The sequence below is a fragment of the Saprospiraceae bacterium genome (genome assembly GCA_016714025.1).
Classification (GTDB): Bacteria; Bacteroidota; Bacteroidia; order Chitinophagales; family Saprospiraceae; genus Vicinibacter.
Window position 1 is genome coordinate 871778 of the sequence record JADJOB010000002.1, and the last position, 17774, is coordinate 889551.

The 17774-nt window shown below is 34.6% G+C and carries 8 protein-coding genes; 7 read left to right on the top strand and 1 reads right to left on the bottom strand.

All coding sequences use genetic code 11. The features are described from left to right. Positions 1–132 precede the first annotated feature (132 nt). Complete coding sequence (locus IPJ80_06845; protein ID MBK7913202.1) at positions 133–1311, top strand: T9SS type A sorting domain-containing protein; 1179 nt, start codon at positions 133–135, stop codon at positions 1309–1311. A 14-nt stretch (positions 1312–1325) separates the two neighbouring features. Continuing rightward, entirely contained in the window at positions 1326–1904 is a 579-nt protein-coding gene (locus IPJ80_06850; protein MBK7913203.1) for a T9SS type A sorting domain-containing protein, read from the top strand. A gap of 25 nt (positions 1905–1929) precedes the next feature. Here the strand turns inward: IPJ80_06850 and IPJ80_06855 are convergent, their stop codons facing one another. After that, positions 1930–2340: a nuclear transport factor 2 family protein gene (locus tag IPJ80_06855; GenBank protein MBK7913204.1), complete on the bottom strand. Its 411-nt coding sequence runs from the start codon at positions 2338–2340 to the stop codon at positions 1930–1932. Between the two features lie 194 nt (positions 2341–2534). Between IPJ80_06855 and IPJ80_06860 the strand changes: the two genes are divergently transcribed. The 5 genes from IPJ80_06860 (at position 2535) to IPJ80_06880 (ending at position 17760) form a co-directional block, all read left to right on the top strand. After that, complete coding sequence (locus IPJ80_06860; protein ID MBK7913205.1) at positions 2535–7103, top strand: tandem-95 repeat protein; 4569 nt, start codon at positions 2535–2537, stop codon at positions 7101–7103. 7 nt (positions 7104–7110) lie between these two features. Continuing rightward, positions 7111–10122: a CHAT domain-containing protein gene (locus tag IPJ80_06865; protein MBK7913206.1), complete on the top strand. Its 3012-nt coding sequence runs from the start codon at positions 7111–7113 to the stop codon at positions 10120–10122. A 136-nt stretch (positions 10123–10258) separates the two neighbouring features. Next, positions 10259–13249: a CHAT domain-containing protein gene (locus IPJ80_06870; GenBank protein ID MBK7913207.1), complete on the top strand. Its 2991-nt coding sequence runs from the start codon at positions 10259–10261 to the stop codon at positions 13247–13249. 229 nt (positions 13250–13478) lie between these two features. Then, the gene (locus tag IPJ80_06875; GenBank protein MBK7913208.1) at positions 13479–14252 is read left to right on the top strand and encodes a DUF1295 domain-containing protein; all 774 of its coding nucleotides are present in this window, start codon (positions 13479–13481) and stop codon (positions 14250–14252) included. Between the two features lie 157 nt (positions 14253–14409). Further along, positions 14410–17760: a CHAT domain-containing protein gene (locus IPJ80_06880; GenBank protein MBK7913209.1), complete on the top strand. Its 3351-nt coding sequence runs from the start codon at positions 14410–14412 to the stop codon at positions 17758–17760. The last annotated feature ends 14 nt before the right edge of the window (positions 17761–17774 follow it).

The following is a 17774-nucleotide window of genomic DNA, read 5'->3' on the forward strand; positions in this document are numbered from 1 at the left end:
ATTTGTGAAATTGCAACGGGAAAAATATAGATCCTTTTCCTATGAGTATAGTTGTCTGTAGTTTTTTATATTTTATATGATCTTCACCGAGTAATTGGATTAGAATTTGTAACTTAGAGCATAATCCAAATTATGAAGATTTTAAGCATAGGATGTATATTCTGGTTTTTGTTAAATGGGTTGCAAGGGCAAGGGATCATCGTAGATCACAATTCTGTTGAATTATTTGACAGCATTCCACAACAATATAAAGACGCTGCAGCCCAATTGCATATGATTTTTATGGATCGTTCGGTTGGAGGAAATATCGACGAATATTTAAATTGTCTCGCATCATCCTGGAGTAGTGCCCGAAGTTTTTGTAAAAAATACGATCACAGAGATTCAAATTATGCAGTCTCACCTAAAGAGGTATTTTGGAATGGAATCTGGGATCGAAGCCATTGGCGTTATGAATATTGGCCTACTGCCTGTTCGGAAGATGTCCAGTGTTTTATTGATTTTATGCAAACCCGAATGGATTCTTTTGATGTAATGGGATGTCAGTTTAGTTATTTGGCTGTTACGCCAGGTTCAAAAATTGCGGATCCGGTCAATGGATTTTTTGGAAGTAAAATATCCAGAAACCATGCAAGCGTTTATTCCAAATTTGCAACGGATAATCCAAACAAAAAAATTATTTGGTGGACCAGTTCCCTTGCACGCGGGATCGGCAGTGTAGAATCTGAAGCGTTTAACGATCAAATGCGTAGCTATACCCAACAAAATCAACTGATACTTTTTGATGTAGCGGATATCCTGTCCCATAATCCGGATGGCATTCCTTGTTATGACAATCGGGATGGCATAGCCTATCAGACCGAAAATAATCCAGACGATGGTTTAAATATACCGGCCATTTGTCCTCAGTATACAACCGAAACCGAAGGGGGACATCTAGGATCCATATCGGCAGGCGGAATTCGAGTTGCAAAAGCGTTTTGGGTTTTGATGGCTCAAATTGCTGGCTGGCAAAGAATCACCAGCAAAGCAGAAGAATTTAATAATATTAAGATAAACTATTTTCCTGTGCCAAGCCGGGATGAATTGATATTTAATATTAAGGGGTTGAATTCAAACAGTCTTTTGGAATTTTCCATAATTGATTTAAATGGAAACTTGTTAAAGTTTCAAACAGAAAATTACTATGTAAATTCAAAGCCCCATGAATTGTTAAGCATCCCATTACAGGATCTGGAGAATGGCATGTACATTTTTAAAGTGAGAATTGGTAATTTTTACAAATCCATGAAGATTGTTGTGCTTCATTAATTCGTTTGTTTAGTATGCGTATTAAATTTGTTTTTCTGTTTTTAATTCCTTTTGGTTTAAAATCACAAGCCATCTTAAATTATTTTAATGCGCAGGTGTTAAATGGCCAGGTAATTTTAAATTGGGAAATTCAAACTGGCAATACCTGTGATGGAATTGAAATTCAACATAGCACGGACAGCATTTCATATTATAAAATTGGAGAAATAAAGGGAGTTTGTGGCAGTAAAACAGAAAACATTGCATATCAATTTTCGCACACAGCGCCTCAAAAAAACAGTAAAAATTATTACAGATTGCAACTGGGGGGATCTGCATTTTCTGAATTGGAAACTGTAGAGGTATTAGATTTTAAAAATGGATATCTCATAAGACCCAATCCAACACATGACAAGCTTCAACTTAAATTTGATCGTGATTTGGGAAGTTTTCAAATTCGAATTATTGATTTGCAGGGACATGCGGTTGTAAATACCCAAGGAATGGGATCCGGTATTTATTTAGATGCCAGTGATTGGAGTCCCGGGGTCTATGTATTTATGATACAATCAAAAGATATAGTAATGATTAAAGGGCGTTTAGTCAAATTATAAAATTTACTTCGGATCCTAAAGCATACTAACCAATTTTAGTACTTTGACGAGCCAACAGCTTCCAGCGTTTATGAGATTTAATCCATACCTGGCAAACATGTAAATTCAAGCGGATGGCTTTACCTTGTAAAATAACTTCATGAACAGCCTGAAAGCGGACAATAGCAAATTTTTTTGAAACCTGGCAGTGCATGCTATCAGGTATGATATGCTCATATATTAAATAGTTTGAAAGTAAATGATTTAATACTTCTTGTTTTGTTTCAACCCAACCATTGGAATGACCATATGATAGCCCGGGATGCAAGAGTTCTTCAAGTTGCATCGAATCTTTTTGAATTAAGGCATTATGCAAAGATTTGGCAGCTGAAATGATCGGCAGCGATTGCTGTGCACTTGCGTTAAGGCAACAGAGCACCAGGAAGTATTTAAACATATAATTTATTTTTAAATGTAAAACTACACAAAGGACTAAAATTTTCAATTTTTTATGGATATCAGGGGAAGAATAAATTATTTCATTGTTAATTTTTTGTATCTTGCCTATTCCATTTAAGATATATTATCATTAGTTGAAATATGATTTTTGGAGTCAATTTAATATTCTAATCAAACAATAATTTTAAAGAAATGAAAAGCGCAATTTTATTTTTAATTTTAAGTATATTTTCACTTAGGTGTTTTTGTCAAATTAAAGACCTTGAACTAAATTCTAAAGAGCAAGAACCCAGAACAAAAAATGAATTTGATAAAGCTAAGTTAGCGCGAATCAGTTTCCAAAAATTGGATTTAAATTATAAGACACTGGAATCAGATGCTACAGGATTTCCTAAGAGATTTTCCTGCAAATTAATAAGTACAATCGACGCAAAGCAAAGAACGAACTTTTGGGAACAAAATTTAGTGGATTTGCTTGGCTTGCGGTATGAAACAGGAGTTAGCTATCAGAAAATTTCAGAGGATATAGATAAAGGGGGAATATGGCATGCCAAGTTTGATCAGTTTTACAATGGAATCCTTGTTTTAGGAGGGCAATATTTTATACATGAATATACAGACCGTCAGATTCTGGGTCATGGAAATGTATTAATGCCTGAATCAAGAATCAATGCAAGGATTGATTCATCTCAAATTCAAAATTTTGTTGAAAATTATTTTAAAAATAAAAACCATTTGAATGAACTGATTCACGCATCAAATTTTCAACTGGCATATTGGTTTAATACCAGCGAACAAAAATGGTTTCTGATATACAAAACAACTGTTCGTTGTAATTCATATGAAAACTGGATGGTATATCTGGATGCAAGCACGGGCCAAATTTTGAAATCTACAAAAACCCAGTGTAGTTTTCATATTGAAGATGCCCACGGTGTATGCGATCGTAAAGTTTGTAGTGATGAAATTAAAAATGGAAGCAATTCACCCAATTCAGAAATTGCCGGAGGAGAGACAACCCTGGCAAAAGATTTGAATGGAGTGGACCGTACCATCAATGTTTGGCGTGAAGGAGCAGATGTTTATCTGATTGATGCTTCAAAACCAATGTTTAAAGCCGGTCAATTCCAATTAGCTAATCCTATAGGAGCTATTTGGACGCTGGATGCTAAAAATTCATTCAATCCTATTCCCGGAAAAGATCAGATCAGTTCGAAGACAAATAATTTTACAACGGTGTCCGTTTCCGCACATTACAATGCAGGCCAGGTGTATGATTACTTTTACAATACACACGGGAGAAATTCTATAGACGGAAAAGGAACAACCATTTCTTCTTATGTAAACTTTGGAACCAATTATGTTGGAGCATTTTGGGCCAATGGAGCGATTCATTACGGGAATGGAAATGTTTCCAAAGGATATTTACCTTTTGCTAAAGGAATTGATATCAGTGCACACGAAATTTCTCATGGCATCATTGATGCAACTTCCGGTTTGGAATACGATGCAGAAACTGGTGCAATCAACGAATCGTTTGCAGATATTTTTGGAGTGCTGGTCGATCGAACAAATTGGACACTTGGAGAGGATATCATTGTTCCGGGACATCCAATACGCCCAACAGGTGTGGAGCGAAACATGGCAGATCCCAACCAGGGATTGCCTAAAGACAGTTTTCGAATTGGTTGGCAACCGAAACATGTGAATCAACAATATCATGGTTTAGAAGATGGTGGGGGTGTGCATTGGAATAGCGGAATTCCTAATCATGCATTTTATTTATTTGTTCAGGGTTTAATCGCAACTGCAGGAAGTGAAGAAACTGCAAAGCAATGGGCTGAACAAATTTATTATCATGCACTGAATTTTTATCTCACAAGACAAGCCGACTTTAAGGATCTACGAGCAGCCATAGAACAATCCAGTAAGGATTTATACGCAAATAACACAAATGTTTTAAATGCAGCCATGACAGCATTTGATCAAGTGGGAATTACAAGCAGCAATAATCCGGGAGGTGGTTTGTTTGATTTTAGTGAAAATGATTTACCTGTAAATCCAGGGACAGAGTTTGTAGTATGTACCCGTTTTAATGTAAATGCTAACCGGAATGAAGGAGTTTTTATCAGAGACATGACTACACAATCCTTCCAGCAGTTGAGTAACTTAAATATTGTGAGCAAACCTTCTGTTACAGACGATGGAAATGACATTTATTTTGTTGCGACTGATTTAAAAGTATATAGATTGCATTACAATCCAAGCACATTTACCTATGATCAAAGTTTGTTAATTGACAATCCAATTTACCGAAACGTCAGTGTATCTAAAGACGGACGATTTATTGCACTGCTTGAACTTCCAACTCAGAATAATAATAAGCTAAGGGTTAAAGATTTGCTTACTCAGGATGAGCAGGTGTTTAGTTTGACCAATACTGATTTGCAGGTGGGATTGCAAAGTTCCACGGTCACTCAAATTGGTTCGATGGATTTTGATCCAAGCGGACAGTATATTATGTATGACTGTTTTAGTACCAATGTTATTGTTGGAGGCAATTCATTTCAACAGTGGGATATTGGTGTCCTTCGTTTTTGGGATGCTCTTGGAGATCAATTTGGAGACGGCGCGATTGAAAAATTATTTCGAGCTCCTTTAGCAGACATCAATCAGGATGTGGTATATCAATTTAGAAATCCGGTATTTTCAAAAAATTCACCGTATGTACTGGCTTTTGATTTCTATTTTGCAAGTTTTGCTAATCAAACGTATGCCGGAAGTTTTGGAATTGTAGGCACTAATATTGAAAAAGGAGAATTAAAATATATTCAACAACAACGAGTCGGATTGGCTTATCCAAATTATTCTATGGAAGATGACAGTTTGAGTTTTGATGATGGGTTTCAAACCCCTACGCGACCTACTCGAATTCATACAGTCGGCCTGGCTGCTTCAAAAATAGATTCGAATGGAACATCAAATCGTTTTCTCAATGGCTATCGTTGGGCGAGTCGATTTGGTAATGGGAAAAGAAAATTAATAAATTATTTTCCACTTGCTGTTGCCGATCATTTTGTAACAGACGAAGATCAGCAACTTACTGCAACGGTTGTAACCAATGATCGCCCCAGCATTGATGGCTCGAATAATTGGAAATTGAAAGGAGCCAATGGAGGTGCTTTAAAAGGAACTGTTACCATGATGTCAGACGGTCAATTTGTTTATAAACCCGATCCCAATTATTTTGGATCTGACCAGTTCAATTATGTAATGTGTGATGTTGATTCTGATTGTTCGGAAGCAACTGTTTTGATTGACATAAATTCAGTAAACGACATTCCGGTCGCTGTTTTTGATAATTTTATAACAAATGAAGATCAGAATTTAAATGGAGATGTAGCAACCAACGATCAACCATGCATAGATGGCGGAAATCAATGGAAATTAAAAGGAACCAATGGCGGCGCATTGAGAGGAGTTGTCAGTATGGATGTTGATGGTAAATTTAATTACAAGCCTGACGCAGATTTTCACGGTCAGGATGAATTTACTTATACATTGTGTGATGTAGATTCGGATTGTTCTGAGGCCATTGTTAAAATAGAAATTAATTCTACTAACGATATTCCAACTGCAATTACTGATAATTTTATGTTGGATGAAGATCAGGAATTGAATGCTGATGTTGCTTTAAATGATCAACCAAGTCCGGATGGAGGAAATCAATGGAAATTAAAAGGTTCCAACGGGGGTGCTTTAAAAGCAATTGTAACCATGAGTATAGATGGTAAGTTTAATTTCAAACCTATTTCAAATTATTATGGAATGGATGAATTCACTTATGAATTGTGTGATGCAAATTCTGATTGTGCTCAAACTACAGTAAAAGTAATTATTAATTCAGTTAATGATATTCCTTTAGCTAAGGAAGATAATTTTACAACAGATGAAGATCAATTAGTTTCAGGAACTGTTGCTACCAATGATGAATTAAGCCCCGATGGTTCAAATAACTGGAAATTAAAGGGTGCGAATGGCGGTGCTTTAAAGGGAGTTGTAAGCATGAATTCCGATGGCCAGTTTAGTTACAAACCTGATGCAAATTATTTTGGAACAGACCAATTTGTATATGAATTGTGTGATGGAGAACCCGATTGCGCAGAGGCTTTGGTAAATATTACCATTAATTCAATTAACGATTTACCGATTGCAATTAATGACCAATATAGTACCAAACAGAATCAAATGGTAGTTGGAGATGTTTCTCTCAATGATGTGGCGAGTGGTGACGGTGGCAATTTGTGGTTGTTGGTTGGTGCTAATGGAGGTGCTGCCAATGGAACCGTTAGTTTAGATCCTTTGGGTACGTTTAGTTACCAACCTAAATTGGATTTTGTTGGATCGGATGTGTTTCAATACAGAATGTGTGATACAGATCCGGATTGTGTAACGGCAACTGTAAATATTACCGTTGAACCAACAGTAGGAACCTATGAGAAGGTAGATCCTTTGGTGATAAGCATAAGTCCAAATCCTTTTCAAAATAGACTCTTGATTAAAATAGATTCAAAATCGAGTGGTACTGGTTTGTTAGCCTTTTTTAATATTCTTGGAAAATGTATAGAAGAACAACATGTAGCGATTAATTCAGGGCAGCAGTTGATAAATTTAAATACAAGTGAGTTAAAAGATGGTATTTATATGTTAAGAATACAAATCGAAAATCATAGTCAGCTTTTTAAGTTAATTAAGAGATAGAATTTTTATGAATTTGGTCAAGCAATTAACTTATATAATTGTATTGATTCCTTTTTTGGTAACTGGTCAAAGCAATGATTCCATTGCTATCAAAGAAATAGACAGTTTACTCGAATTGTCATTGGATTTTGCAGAAAATCAAGAGTTTGAAAAGGCTTTTGAAATGAATTCTTATGCGGAGAAAATTGCAATAACAAAAAATGGATTAGAATCCGTTTCGCGTGCTAATTGTTATTTGAACAAAGGAAAGATACATTTTTTAAAAATTGAATTCACCGAAGCTGAAAAATATTTTTATGAATCTAGTCTAATTTATAAAAAGTTGCTGGGCAAAGAGCATTTAGCTTATGCTAAAAGTCTAGTAAACCTTGGAATTCTGTATTCAGATTTAGATAAATATGAACAAGCAGAATCGCTTTTTCTTGAGGTAAAAGAAATTTATCAAAAAACCATTGGAACTGAACACATAAAATATGCAGGCAATCTCAACAATTTGGGCTTATTGTATGAAAAATTCGGTAGGTACGACTTAGCAGAGCCAAACTTTGTAAGAGCTAAAGCTATTGTTGAAAAAGTTTTAGGTAAAAATCATTCGTTTTATGCTGCAAGTTTAATAAGTCTCGCAAGTTTATACGGTAAGATGGGGAAATATGAACAAGCAGAACCTCTTTATTTAGAGGCAAAAAGAATTGATGAAGAAACTTTAGGAAAGGAGAATCCAAATTACGCAATTACGCTTATTAATCTTGGTATTTTATATAAAAATATGGGTAATTTTGAAAAAGCTGAACAGTTTTTTTTAGATGCCATTTATATTGATGAGAAAACCATAGGAAAGAACCATCCAGATTACGCCACTAACTTGATAGTTCTTGCGAATTTATATTATAGTATTGGTAAATATGAAAAAGCTGAAAGTATTTATATCGCTTCTCTGCAGATTGTGCAAAATGCCTATGGTAAGGATCATGCTCTATATGCTACTATACTTCACAATCTGGCCGGAGTGTATGCCGAATTGAAAAATTTTGAAAAATCAGAACCCCTTTATATAGAATCAAAATCTATACGGGAAAAAGTATTGGGCAAACAACATCCAGATTACGCGATGAGTCTACATAATTTGGCTTTTTTGTATTTTGATATGTTGGAATATGATAAAGCGGAGCCACTTTACCTTGAATCTAAAGCGATTCTAGAGGAAGTTGTTGGAAATAATCATCCCGATTATGCTTGGAATTTATTTAACCTGGCTAATTTATATTTTGAGCAAAAAAAATACGATAAAGCAGAGGCACTTTATGAAGAAGCATTTAATAGAAAACGTAAGTTAATTTTATTGGGATATCACCATCTGTCGGAGCTAGAAATGCAAAAGTATTTGTTAAATTTCAAAGAAGAATTAGATATAATTTCTTCCTACGCGCAGCGATTGACCCATTCTTCACGCCTAGCTGAAATTTGTTATGATAATGCGCTTTTTTTTAAGGGGTTCTTGCTCAATGCTGCTTTAACTATAAAGTATAAAATTGAGTCAGATACGATAGCTAAAAAGGTTTATGACGTAAAAATAGCATTGAGTCAACAGCTGGCACAAGAATATTCTAAACCAATTTCAGATCAAAAAGCAATAATTGAAATAGAAGAAAAATTAAATAAAATTGAAAAGGAACTTGCATACACTATAAAGAATTATTATGACATAATCAAACAGGTTAATTTAGAAGAGATTAAGCAAAAACTAAATATCGGTGAAGCAGCAATCGAATTTATTCGTTATCGATATTGCAACAAAATAAAGACAGATAGCTTTATGTATGCCGCGTTACTTGTCGGACCCGGGGCGTTTCAACCCAAAATTATTCCTTTGTTTGAAGAGAAAGAATTTGATTCAATTTTAAATGTTAGTTTGGAAAGAAGAGCAGATTATGTTGCAAGTTTATATGGACCAAATGATCGTGGAGCCATTCAAGTAAAAACGCAAAAAAAATCATTATATCAATTGATATGGAAGCCAATTGAAGCAGATTTAAAAGATGTAAAAACTATTTATTATTCACCTGCTGGTTTGTTAAATCGCATTAATTTAAGTGCAATTCCGGTGGAAAGTTCAAGTAAAATTGGTACTGTAACATTAGCAGACAAGTATCAATTAATTGAGTTGATAAGCACCCGACAATTGGCTGTTGCCAATCAATTGAAAATAGTCAATAATGATATAACCATTTTTGGAGGGATAGAATTTGAACCGGATACTAATTTATTTATTTCACAGTCTAATTTAGCTTCTAGATCAACTCAAGAATTATCATTTTCAATGATTGATTCAACATTAAAAGGGGGTATGTGGGATTATTTACCATGGTCAGAATGGGAAGCAAATTCAATTCATAAATTCTTAATGGATTTTGGATTTAATACAAGGCTATTCAGTGGATTTGAAGGGACTGAAGATTCTTTTAAGAAGATAGGAAGAGCAGGCAATCCTTCACCAAGAGTAATACACATTGCAACGCATGGATACTTCTTTCAAGACCTCAAAGCTAATGGTCAGCATTCAGGAGTCAGCAGTCAGTCAGAAATTGTCTTTAAAATGAGTGATCATCCCATGTTGCGATCCGGACTGATCATGGCCGGTGGCAATGCAGCCTGGAAAGGAAAGCAAACATTGGAAGGAAGAGAAGATGGAATTCTCACAGCGTATGAAATATCACAGATGAATTTGTCGAATACAGAGTTAGTCGTATTGTCAGCATGCGAAACAGGACTTGGAGACATACAGGGAAACGAAGGTGTTTACGGATTGCAACGCGCATTCAAAATCGCGGGAGCAAAATATCTGATCATGAGTTTGTGGCAAGTACCAGATAAACAAACATCACTGTTAATGACATCTTTTTATAAAAAGTGGTTGGAGAATAAGATGCCAATTCCGGATGCGTTTCATGCTGCACAAAAAGAAATGCGCGACATTGGATTGGATCCATATCAATGGGCTGGGTTCGTTTTGGTGGAATAATCTTTTACATTATCATATATCAGAACTGAGTTTTGTTTTCAATCGGGATGCTTGTTAAATTTACATTAATTTGGACGGTTGATTTTTTTAATATTATATATCCAGGAATAATTTATTAATTAGTTAAATATTAGTAATGATTTATTTAAAAGTCTTATGCTTTATTCTCTTTTCCAATTTATTAATTTCTCAAAGTGGCATAGATTCAACTGAATTAAAAAGCCTGGATAGTTTATTAAATGTTTCAAAAAATTTACGTTCTAAAGGTGAGTTAAATCAGTCCTTGGAAATAACTTTAAAAGTTGAGAAACTGGCTTTGGAAAAGTATGGTAGAATTTCTGAAATTTATGCAAATTGTTGTATTAATCATGGAAAATGGTGTATTGCAAAAAGCCAACATCAAGAAGCAGAGAGTTGGTATTTTGAAGCGATTGATATTTTTAAAACATTATATGGAGAGGAACATAATCAATATGGCAAAGCGCTTAATAACTTAGGAGTTCTCTATTATTTAATGGGTAAATTTGATAAATGCGAACCAATTTATTTAAAAGTTCAACAAATTCAGCGCAAGGCTGTGGGAATCAATCATGTTGATTACGGAGTTGCATTAAATAATTTGGCTTTATTTTATAAAGAAATTGGCCGGATCGATAAAGCTGAACCATACTTCCTTGAGTCTTATCAGGTTTTCAAAAATGTTCTGGGCGTTAAACATCCGCAATACGCAAGCAGCATAACAAATTTAGCTGTCTTCTATTTTAATTTAGGAAATCTTCAAAAAGCTGAATCATATTATTTGGAAGCTAAGGAAGTTCGAGAAAAAGTACTTGGTAAGATGCACCCGGATTATGGTGAAAGTTTAAATAATCTGGCAAGCTTGTATATGGATTTAGGCAATTATTCTAAATCAGAAGCGTATTATCTGGAGTCTAATCAAATATTTGAGAAAATTGTTGGAAAGAATCATCCGCAATACGCACAAAGCTTATATAATTTGGCATACTTGTATAATAAAATGAAAAGGAGCAAAGAGGCTTTGGCGCTTTTATTAGAGGCAAAAATGATCATTTCAAGAGAACTTAATCTTAATCATCCTGATTATATAACTTGTATTTCCTTGCTTGCAAATTCTTATAAATTATTGAAACAATTTGATTTGGCAGAAGAATTATTTTTAGAAGCAAAGGTAAAACAGCAAGCACTTACGGGGATAAATAGCCTGGGTTATACAAGAAATATATTGGGGCTTGCTAAGTTTTATATTGACACAGATCGGGATACTTTGGCACTCGAACTGTTGAATCAGGCATATGACATCTTAACGCAATTTTTTGGTCAAGAGCAATCAGAATATTCTTTATGTGTTAATTATCTCGCGATTGCCTATGAAAAATTGCAGAATTTCAAATTGGCAACTAATTTTTTTGAGGAGCGATTGAAATTAAACCAAATCAAGCTTCATCAATCCATTCAGTATTTGTCAGTACATGAATTAAATAAGTATTCTGAGTTGTTTAGTGAATTTAATAGCACTTTATTTTCAGTGAATTATCGAAGATATCAAAATCCAGGGAGTTTAAAAAATCTAAGCAGTGCCAGTCTGAATTCTATTTTGTTTCATAAAGGATTTGTTTTAATGGCGGCAAATCGTTTAAACGCTATGTCAGGTCAGTCTCCTGAAACAAAGGAAATGTATGCAACGATCCAATCAAATAGACGTAGATTGAATAAGGAGTATTTAAAAAAACTTAAAGAGAGAAACAATAATTTAATTGCAGAATTGGAAGAAAATTCAAACAGCCTTGAAAAAAATCTGGCATTGAAAATAGCTGGGTATGATGATGTTAGCAAACAACTAAGTTGGGTCGATTTAAAAAAGAAGTTAAGAAAGGAAGAAGCACTTATTGAGTTTGTTAGTTTCAATTTGGATTTTCCGGTTAAAACAGATAGCATCATGTATGTAGCATTGATATTGAGACCTCAGGATTCGGTACCAATCTATATTCCATTATTTGAAGAGAAGGAATTGACTACTGCCATTTCCCAGTCTCAGGGAGTATCCCCATCAGAATTATATACTAATAGGGGTGTGAAACCAATAAATAGACAGAATTATTCAAATATTTATAATATCATTTGGAAACCTTTGGAACCATATTTGGAAAACTATACTAAAATTTATATGGCAGCTTCTGGTATTTTGCATAGGTTAAATTTAAATGCCGTTGAAATATCGAATGGTGTAATTCTTTCAGATAAGTATAATCTTGTACAATTAGGAAGTACCAGACAAATCAATACAAGGGTAGAAGATAAAAAAGCTATAAAAGATGCCTTATTAATTGGAGGCATTGATTATAACTTCATTAATGCAGTACAAGAGCCGAAGCTTGAGTTTAGTTCAACAGCTGTTAATAATTCTTATTCACCTCAAAATAATCATTTAGTTCATGCATGGAATTATTTACCAGGAACAGAAAGCGAGGTTATTGAGATTCAACATTTATTTAAAAACAATAAGCTGCCTGTTACCATTTTACAAAGTTCAAATGCAACAGAACAAGCTATCAAACAAGTTGGAGTCAACAAAGCATCCCCTTCAATTTTGCATATTTCAACACACGGGTACTTTTTTTCTGATATCCAATCTGGTTTAGCAGATAGTACAGAATTGAGAAGCTATGTTTCAACATTTAAATATAGTAAAGAACCTATGTTGAGATCCGGTTTAATACTGGCAGGCGCAAATCACTCCTGGATGACAGATTCTTATTCAAGTGAATTAGAAGATGGAATCCTTACGGCGTTTGAAATTTCTCAAATGGATTTATCAAATACAGAACTGGTTGTTTTATCAGCCTGCGAAACAGGTTTGGGTGATATTCAAGGGAATGAAGGTGTGTTTGGATTACAGCGCGCTTTTAAAATTGCAGGAGCAAATTACATTATAATGTCCTTGTGGCAAGTACCTGATAAACAAACATCCATGTTGATGTCGACGTTTTATAAAAAAATGCTTACAGACAAAATGAATATACCGGATGCATTCCATGCAGCACAAAAGGACATGAGGGATTTGGGATTGGATCCATACCAGTGGGCGGGTTTTGTTTTAATTGAGTAGGGAATTGACTACTATTCTAAAACTTTATAATATTTCAAAACAATCAGTATCATGATATTTTGTCCTCCCTATTGAGATATGGAAATCAAAACAACTTTGCATGGGTTTGGAGATTATAATTTCAGTAACATATCATTCGGCTATTCTTATTAAAGAATTTCTTGGATTAAATCTAAAATTATTTCCAATTCAATTTTCCAACTGTCTGATAAATAAAATACATTTGTAAATGAATCAACTTAATGCGGAATCGTTTCTCTTGCTAAATTATTGTTGGATTGCATTAGCCATTGTTGTTCATGTTACCATGTTTTACATTAAAGCGCCATTTGGCAGACACACATCCGAACACTGGAGCATTTCAATAAACAATAAATTGGGTTGGTTTATTATGGAACTCCCCTCCTTGTTGATCATGTTGTTTTTTCTAGTTTATGGGAAAGATTCATTGAATTCTTATGTTTGGATATTGTTTTTATTATGGATTCTTCATTATATAAACAGAACGCTCATATATCCGCTTCGAATTAAAGCAACTCCAAAGAAAATACCTGTGTTTATCGTGTGTTCTGCAATTTTTTTCAATGTTGTCAATGCAGGCTTAAATGGATACTACTTATCCGAATTGGCTGGAACATCTCAATACAACGAACAATGGATTTTAAGTTGGAATTTTTGGATTGGATTCGGATTGTTTTTAATTGGTATGTTTATTAATAGAACCTCAGATTCCCTATTAATAAATTTAAGAGCAACAGGAGATACCGGATATAAAATACCCTTTGGTTTTTTATTTAAATATGTTTCGTCACCCAATTTATTTGGCGAACTCGTGCAATGGTTAGGTTTTGCAGTTATGGCTTGGAATGTACCCGCACTTGGATTTTTTATTTGGACTTACGCAAATTTAGTTCCACGAGCTAAAAATCACCATGACTGGTATCACTCAAATTTCCCAAACTATCCAAAAGATAGAAAAATTATTTTTCCGTTTATTTATTAGTAGACTTCCCCGGCATTCATTAAAGCCTACTTTCAATTTTTAAATCAGTTAACTTGGTAATATTGGAGTGATCTAAGCTCAATACAATCAATAAATCGCTCAGATTTTTAAAGTTCCCAATTTTATTTTATATTTAGCTGTCCTAATTGAAATTACCATGGTAAAAGTATTGGTTATATTTTGCCTGTTTTATACTTGTCTCGGGTTCTCACAAGATCAGAATTCTTTTGATCTACAAAAGCAATTAGACAGCCTGAATACTGCTACATCGAATCTAATTGAGCTGGGAAGATATTATTTAGCCTTGCAACTCAATAAAAAGGCAGATTCCATTTTATTAAAAAATTTGGATTCCATTTCTGTTTCAGCTGCTTATTATAGTTTGAATAAGGGTCGAGTTGATGCCTTTTATAATAGAGCAGTTGAAGCAGAGAAAAATTTAATAAAAGCAAAACTAATTTTTAAACAAGAACTCGGATCATCCCATCCTGCTTATATTAAATGCATCCATTCATTGGGAATTTTTTATAGAGGATCAGGATCCTATAATAATGCAGCATTGAGTTACGAGGAGTTAAAAATAGTATTGAGTAAGACGTATGGGAAAAGGGATTCTCAATACATAGCTTGCTTAAATGAAATGGGATTGCTTTTCAAGGATGATCAGAAATACAATAAAGCAGAGCAGTATTTGTTAGAAGCTAAAAAAATTCAAAGCTTAATTCTAAAACCCGACCATCCTGACTTGGCCTCTACCTTAAACAATTTAGCTATTTTGTATAAAAACATGGGTCGATATCCTGAAGCGATTTACAATTATTCTGAAGCATTAAGGATTCGGGAGTTGCATTTAGGGAAACAACATGTTCTCTATACAAGTGTTTTGTTAAATCTGGCTAATTTATACATCGATTTGGGAAATTACCAAATGTCAGAAAAAACATTTCTGGAAGCGATCAAATTGCGTGAAAAAGAACATGGTAATAAGCATCCCTATTATGCCACAAGTATTGAAGGGTTGGCGCTCTTGTATAAGGATATGGGAATTTATTCAAAAGCTATTGAATATTCAATGGATGCAAATAACATTCGAGCAGCAAGTCTCGGAGAATACAGCGTCGTTTATGCTGGTGGATTAAGCAATTTGGCTCAGATTTATACTTTAGCAGGTTATTATAATGAAGCCTTGCTTCAATACCAAAAAGCGTTAGCTATTTATAAAAGTAATTTAGGTAAAGAGCACTTAAAATACCTGGAATGTTTAAATCGAATGGCAGTTTTATACACATATCGGGGAAATTATTCCAAAGCGAGATCAAATTTTGAAGAACTGTTGACTACCCGCGGTCAATTATTTGGAAGTCAAAACACCCAATATGCTGATGCATTGGTAAATCTGGCTTTTTTATACAATGAAATGGGAATTTGCGATTCATCTGAATTAAAATTACTGGAATCTTTGAAAATAAATCAACTCGTTTTGGGTCCACAACATCACAAATGTGCACAAGTGATGGAGAAATTGGCAGAATTATATAAAGTTCCGGGTAAAGTTCAACAGGCCGATTCATTATTGCGAATCGTAAAAAATATTAGAGCCAGGATGCTCGGGAGTAACCACAAATTATATTCGCAAAGTTTAGATCATTTAGCAGAAATCAACGAAATCCAGAAAAAATACAGTGATTCAGACAAGTTTTTAAAAGAGTTAAACGAACTCGATCAGGAGCGCATGCGAAATGCAATTTCGTTTTTATCTGAGGTGGAATTGGCAAATTATTCAGAATCTTTTCAGCATCGGACGAGTGAACTCGGGACATACATCCTATCAAGACCTATCGCTTCAGTTGATAATTTGACAAGACTTGTTTTAGACAATGCCCTTTTCAGCAAGGGATTTCTAATGAGTACAGCAGCGCGATTCAATCAATTAAGTACTGAAGATCCTAGGCTTACTGATTATATTACTTCACTAAGAAGTATTCGCAAACAACTAGCTGTAGAATACACTAAACCGAAAGCTGAACAGAGAAATGTGTCTAAATTGGAATCCAATGCCAATTCCATTGAGAAAAAATTAAGACGTTTAAGCTTAGATTTTTTAAAAGCTACACAAAAAATCCGGTGGCAGGATCTAAGAGATTTGTTAAAACCAGAGGAGGCTGCTATTGAATTCATTCAATTTCAAATGCCCATTGCAAAGAATCAATTCAATACCATGTATGCAGCCATTTTACTGCGATCGGATTCTAAATCTCCTCGATTCATCAGTCTTTGTAATGAATCTGATTTAGATTCACTTATAAAATCAGAACACAAACCAGGAGAGGGATATATTAATGCTATCTATGGTCTGTATAACAGAGGTGCAATGGAAGTAAAAGTTATAAATAAGTCCTTGTATGCATTAATTTGGAAACCCATAGAAAGTGAGTTGAACGGAGTAAAAACAATTTATTATTCACCTGCTGGATTAATTCACCGTATTAATTTAAGTGCCATCCTCAATACGAAATCTTCAATACTCGCTGATCAATATCAATTAATTGAATTGAACAGCACCAGACAACTAGCCTTACCAGATCAATTCCAGAGCACAAACAATGAGGCAATACTCTATGGTGGTATATTTTATGAAATGCAAGATACCGCTCCCGTTACTAAGCCACTGGATAAACAACTTGCTGATAATTCATTTACTTTTTCTGTAGCTTCCAGGGGTTCAGATTCCTGGGACTTTTTAGATGGGACTGAACTCGAAGTCAATGCGTTGCATCCAATCCTTACTGCAGCTGGTTTAAAGGTAACATTAAAAACAGGATTTGATGCAACAGAAGAATCTTTTAAAGCTTTAGGTGCGTGGAATAGCAGTTCTCCCAGAATTATTAATCTATCAACCCATGGATTCTTTTTTTCTGATACTGACCGAACGATTTCTGCCGAAGGCAGAATGTCGCACGATCCCGCCAATTCTAGCGGGACGGCAAGTGAGGGAACTGCGAAAGCAGCTTCATTAAGTTCTAATTTGAACTTAGAGGCAACAGAACCTGTCTTCAAAATATCCGATCATCCCATGTTGCGTTCTGGATTAATCATGTCAGGAGGCAATGCAGCCTGGCAAGGCAAAACAACCGCAACAGGAAGAGAAGATGGAATCTTGACAGCATATGAAATTGCTCAAATGAATTTATCCAATACCGAACTGGTTGTTTTATCTGCCTGCGAAACCGGATTGGGTGATATTCAGGGAAACGAAGGTGTTTATGGATTACAACGCGCATTTAAAATTGCCGGTGTGAAATATTTAATCATGAGTTTATGGAAAGTACCTGATTTAGAAACTGCGGAATTTATGATCTCGTTTTATAAATTTTGGCTGGAACCCGAAGATTCTGAAATGGGAAAAACGAAAAGAAGTATTCCTGAGGCATTTCGAATGGCTCAAAAAGCCATGAGAGAGCGATTCAAGAGGCCTTTTCAATGGGCAGGATTTGTTTTGGTTGAATAAATTTTGAATCGATC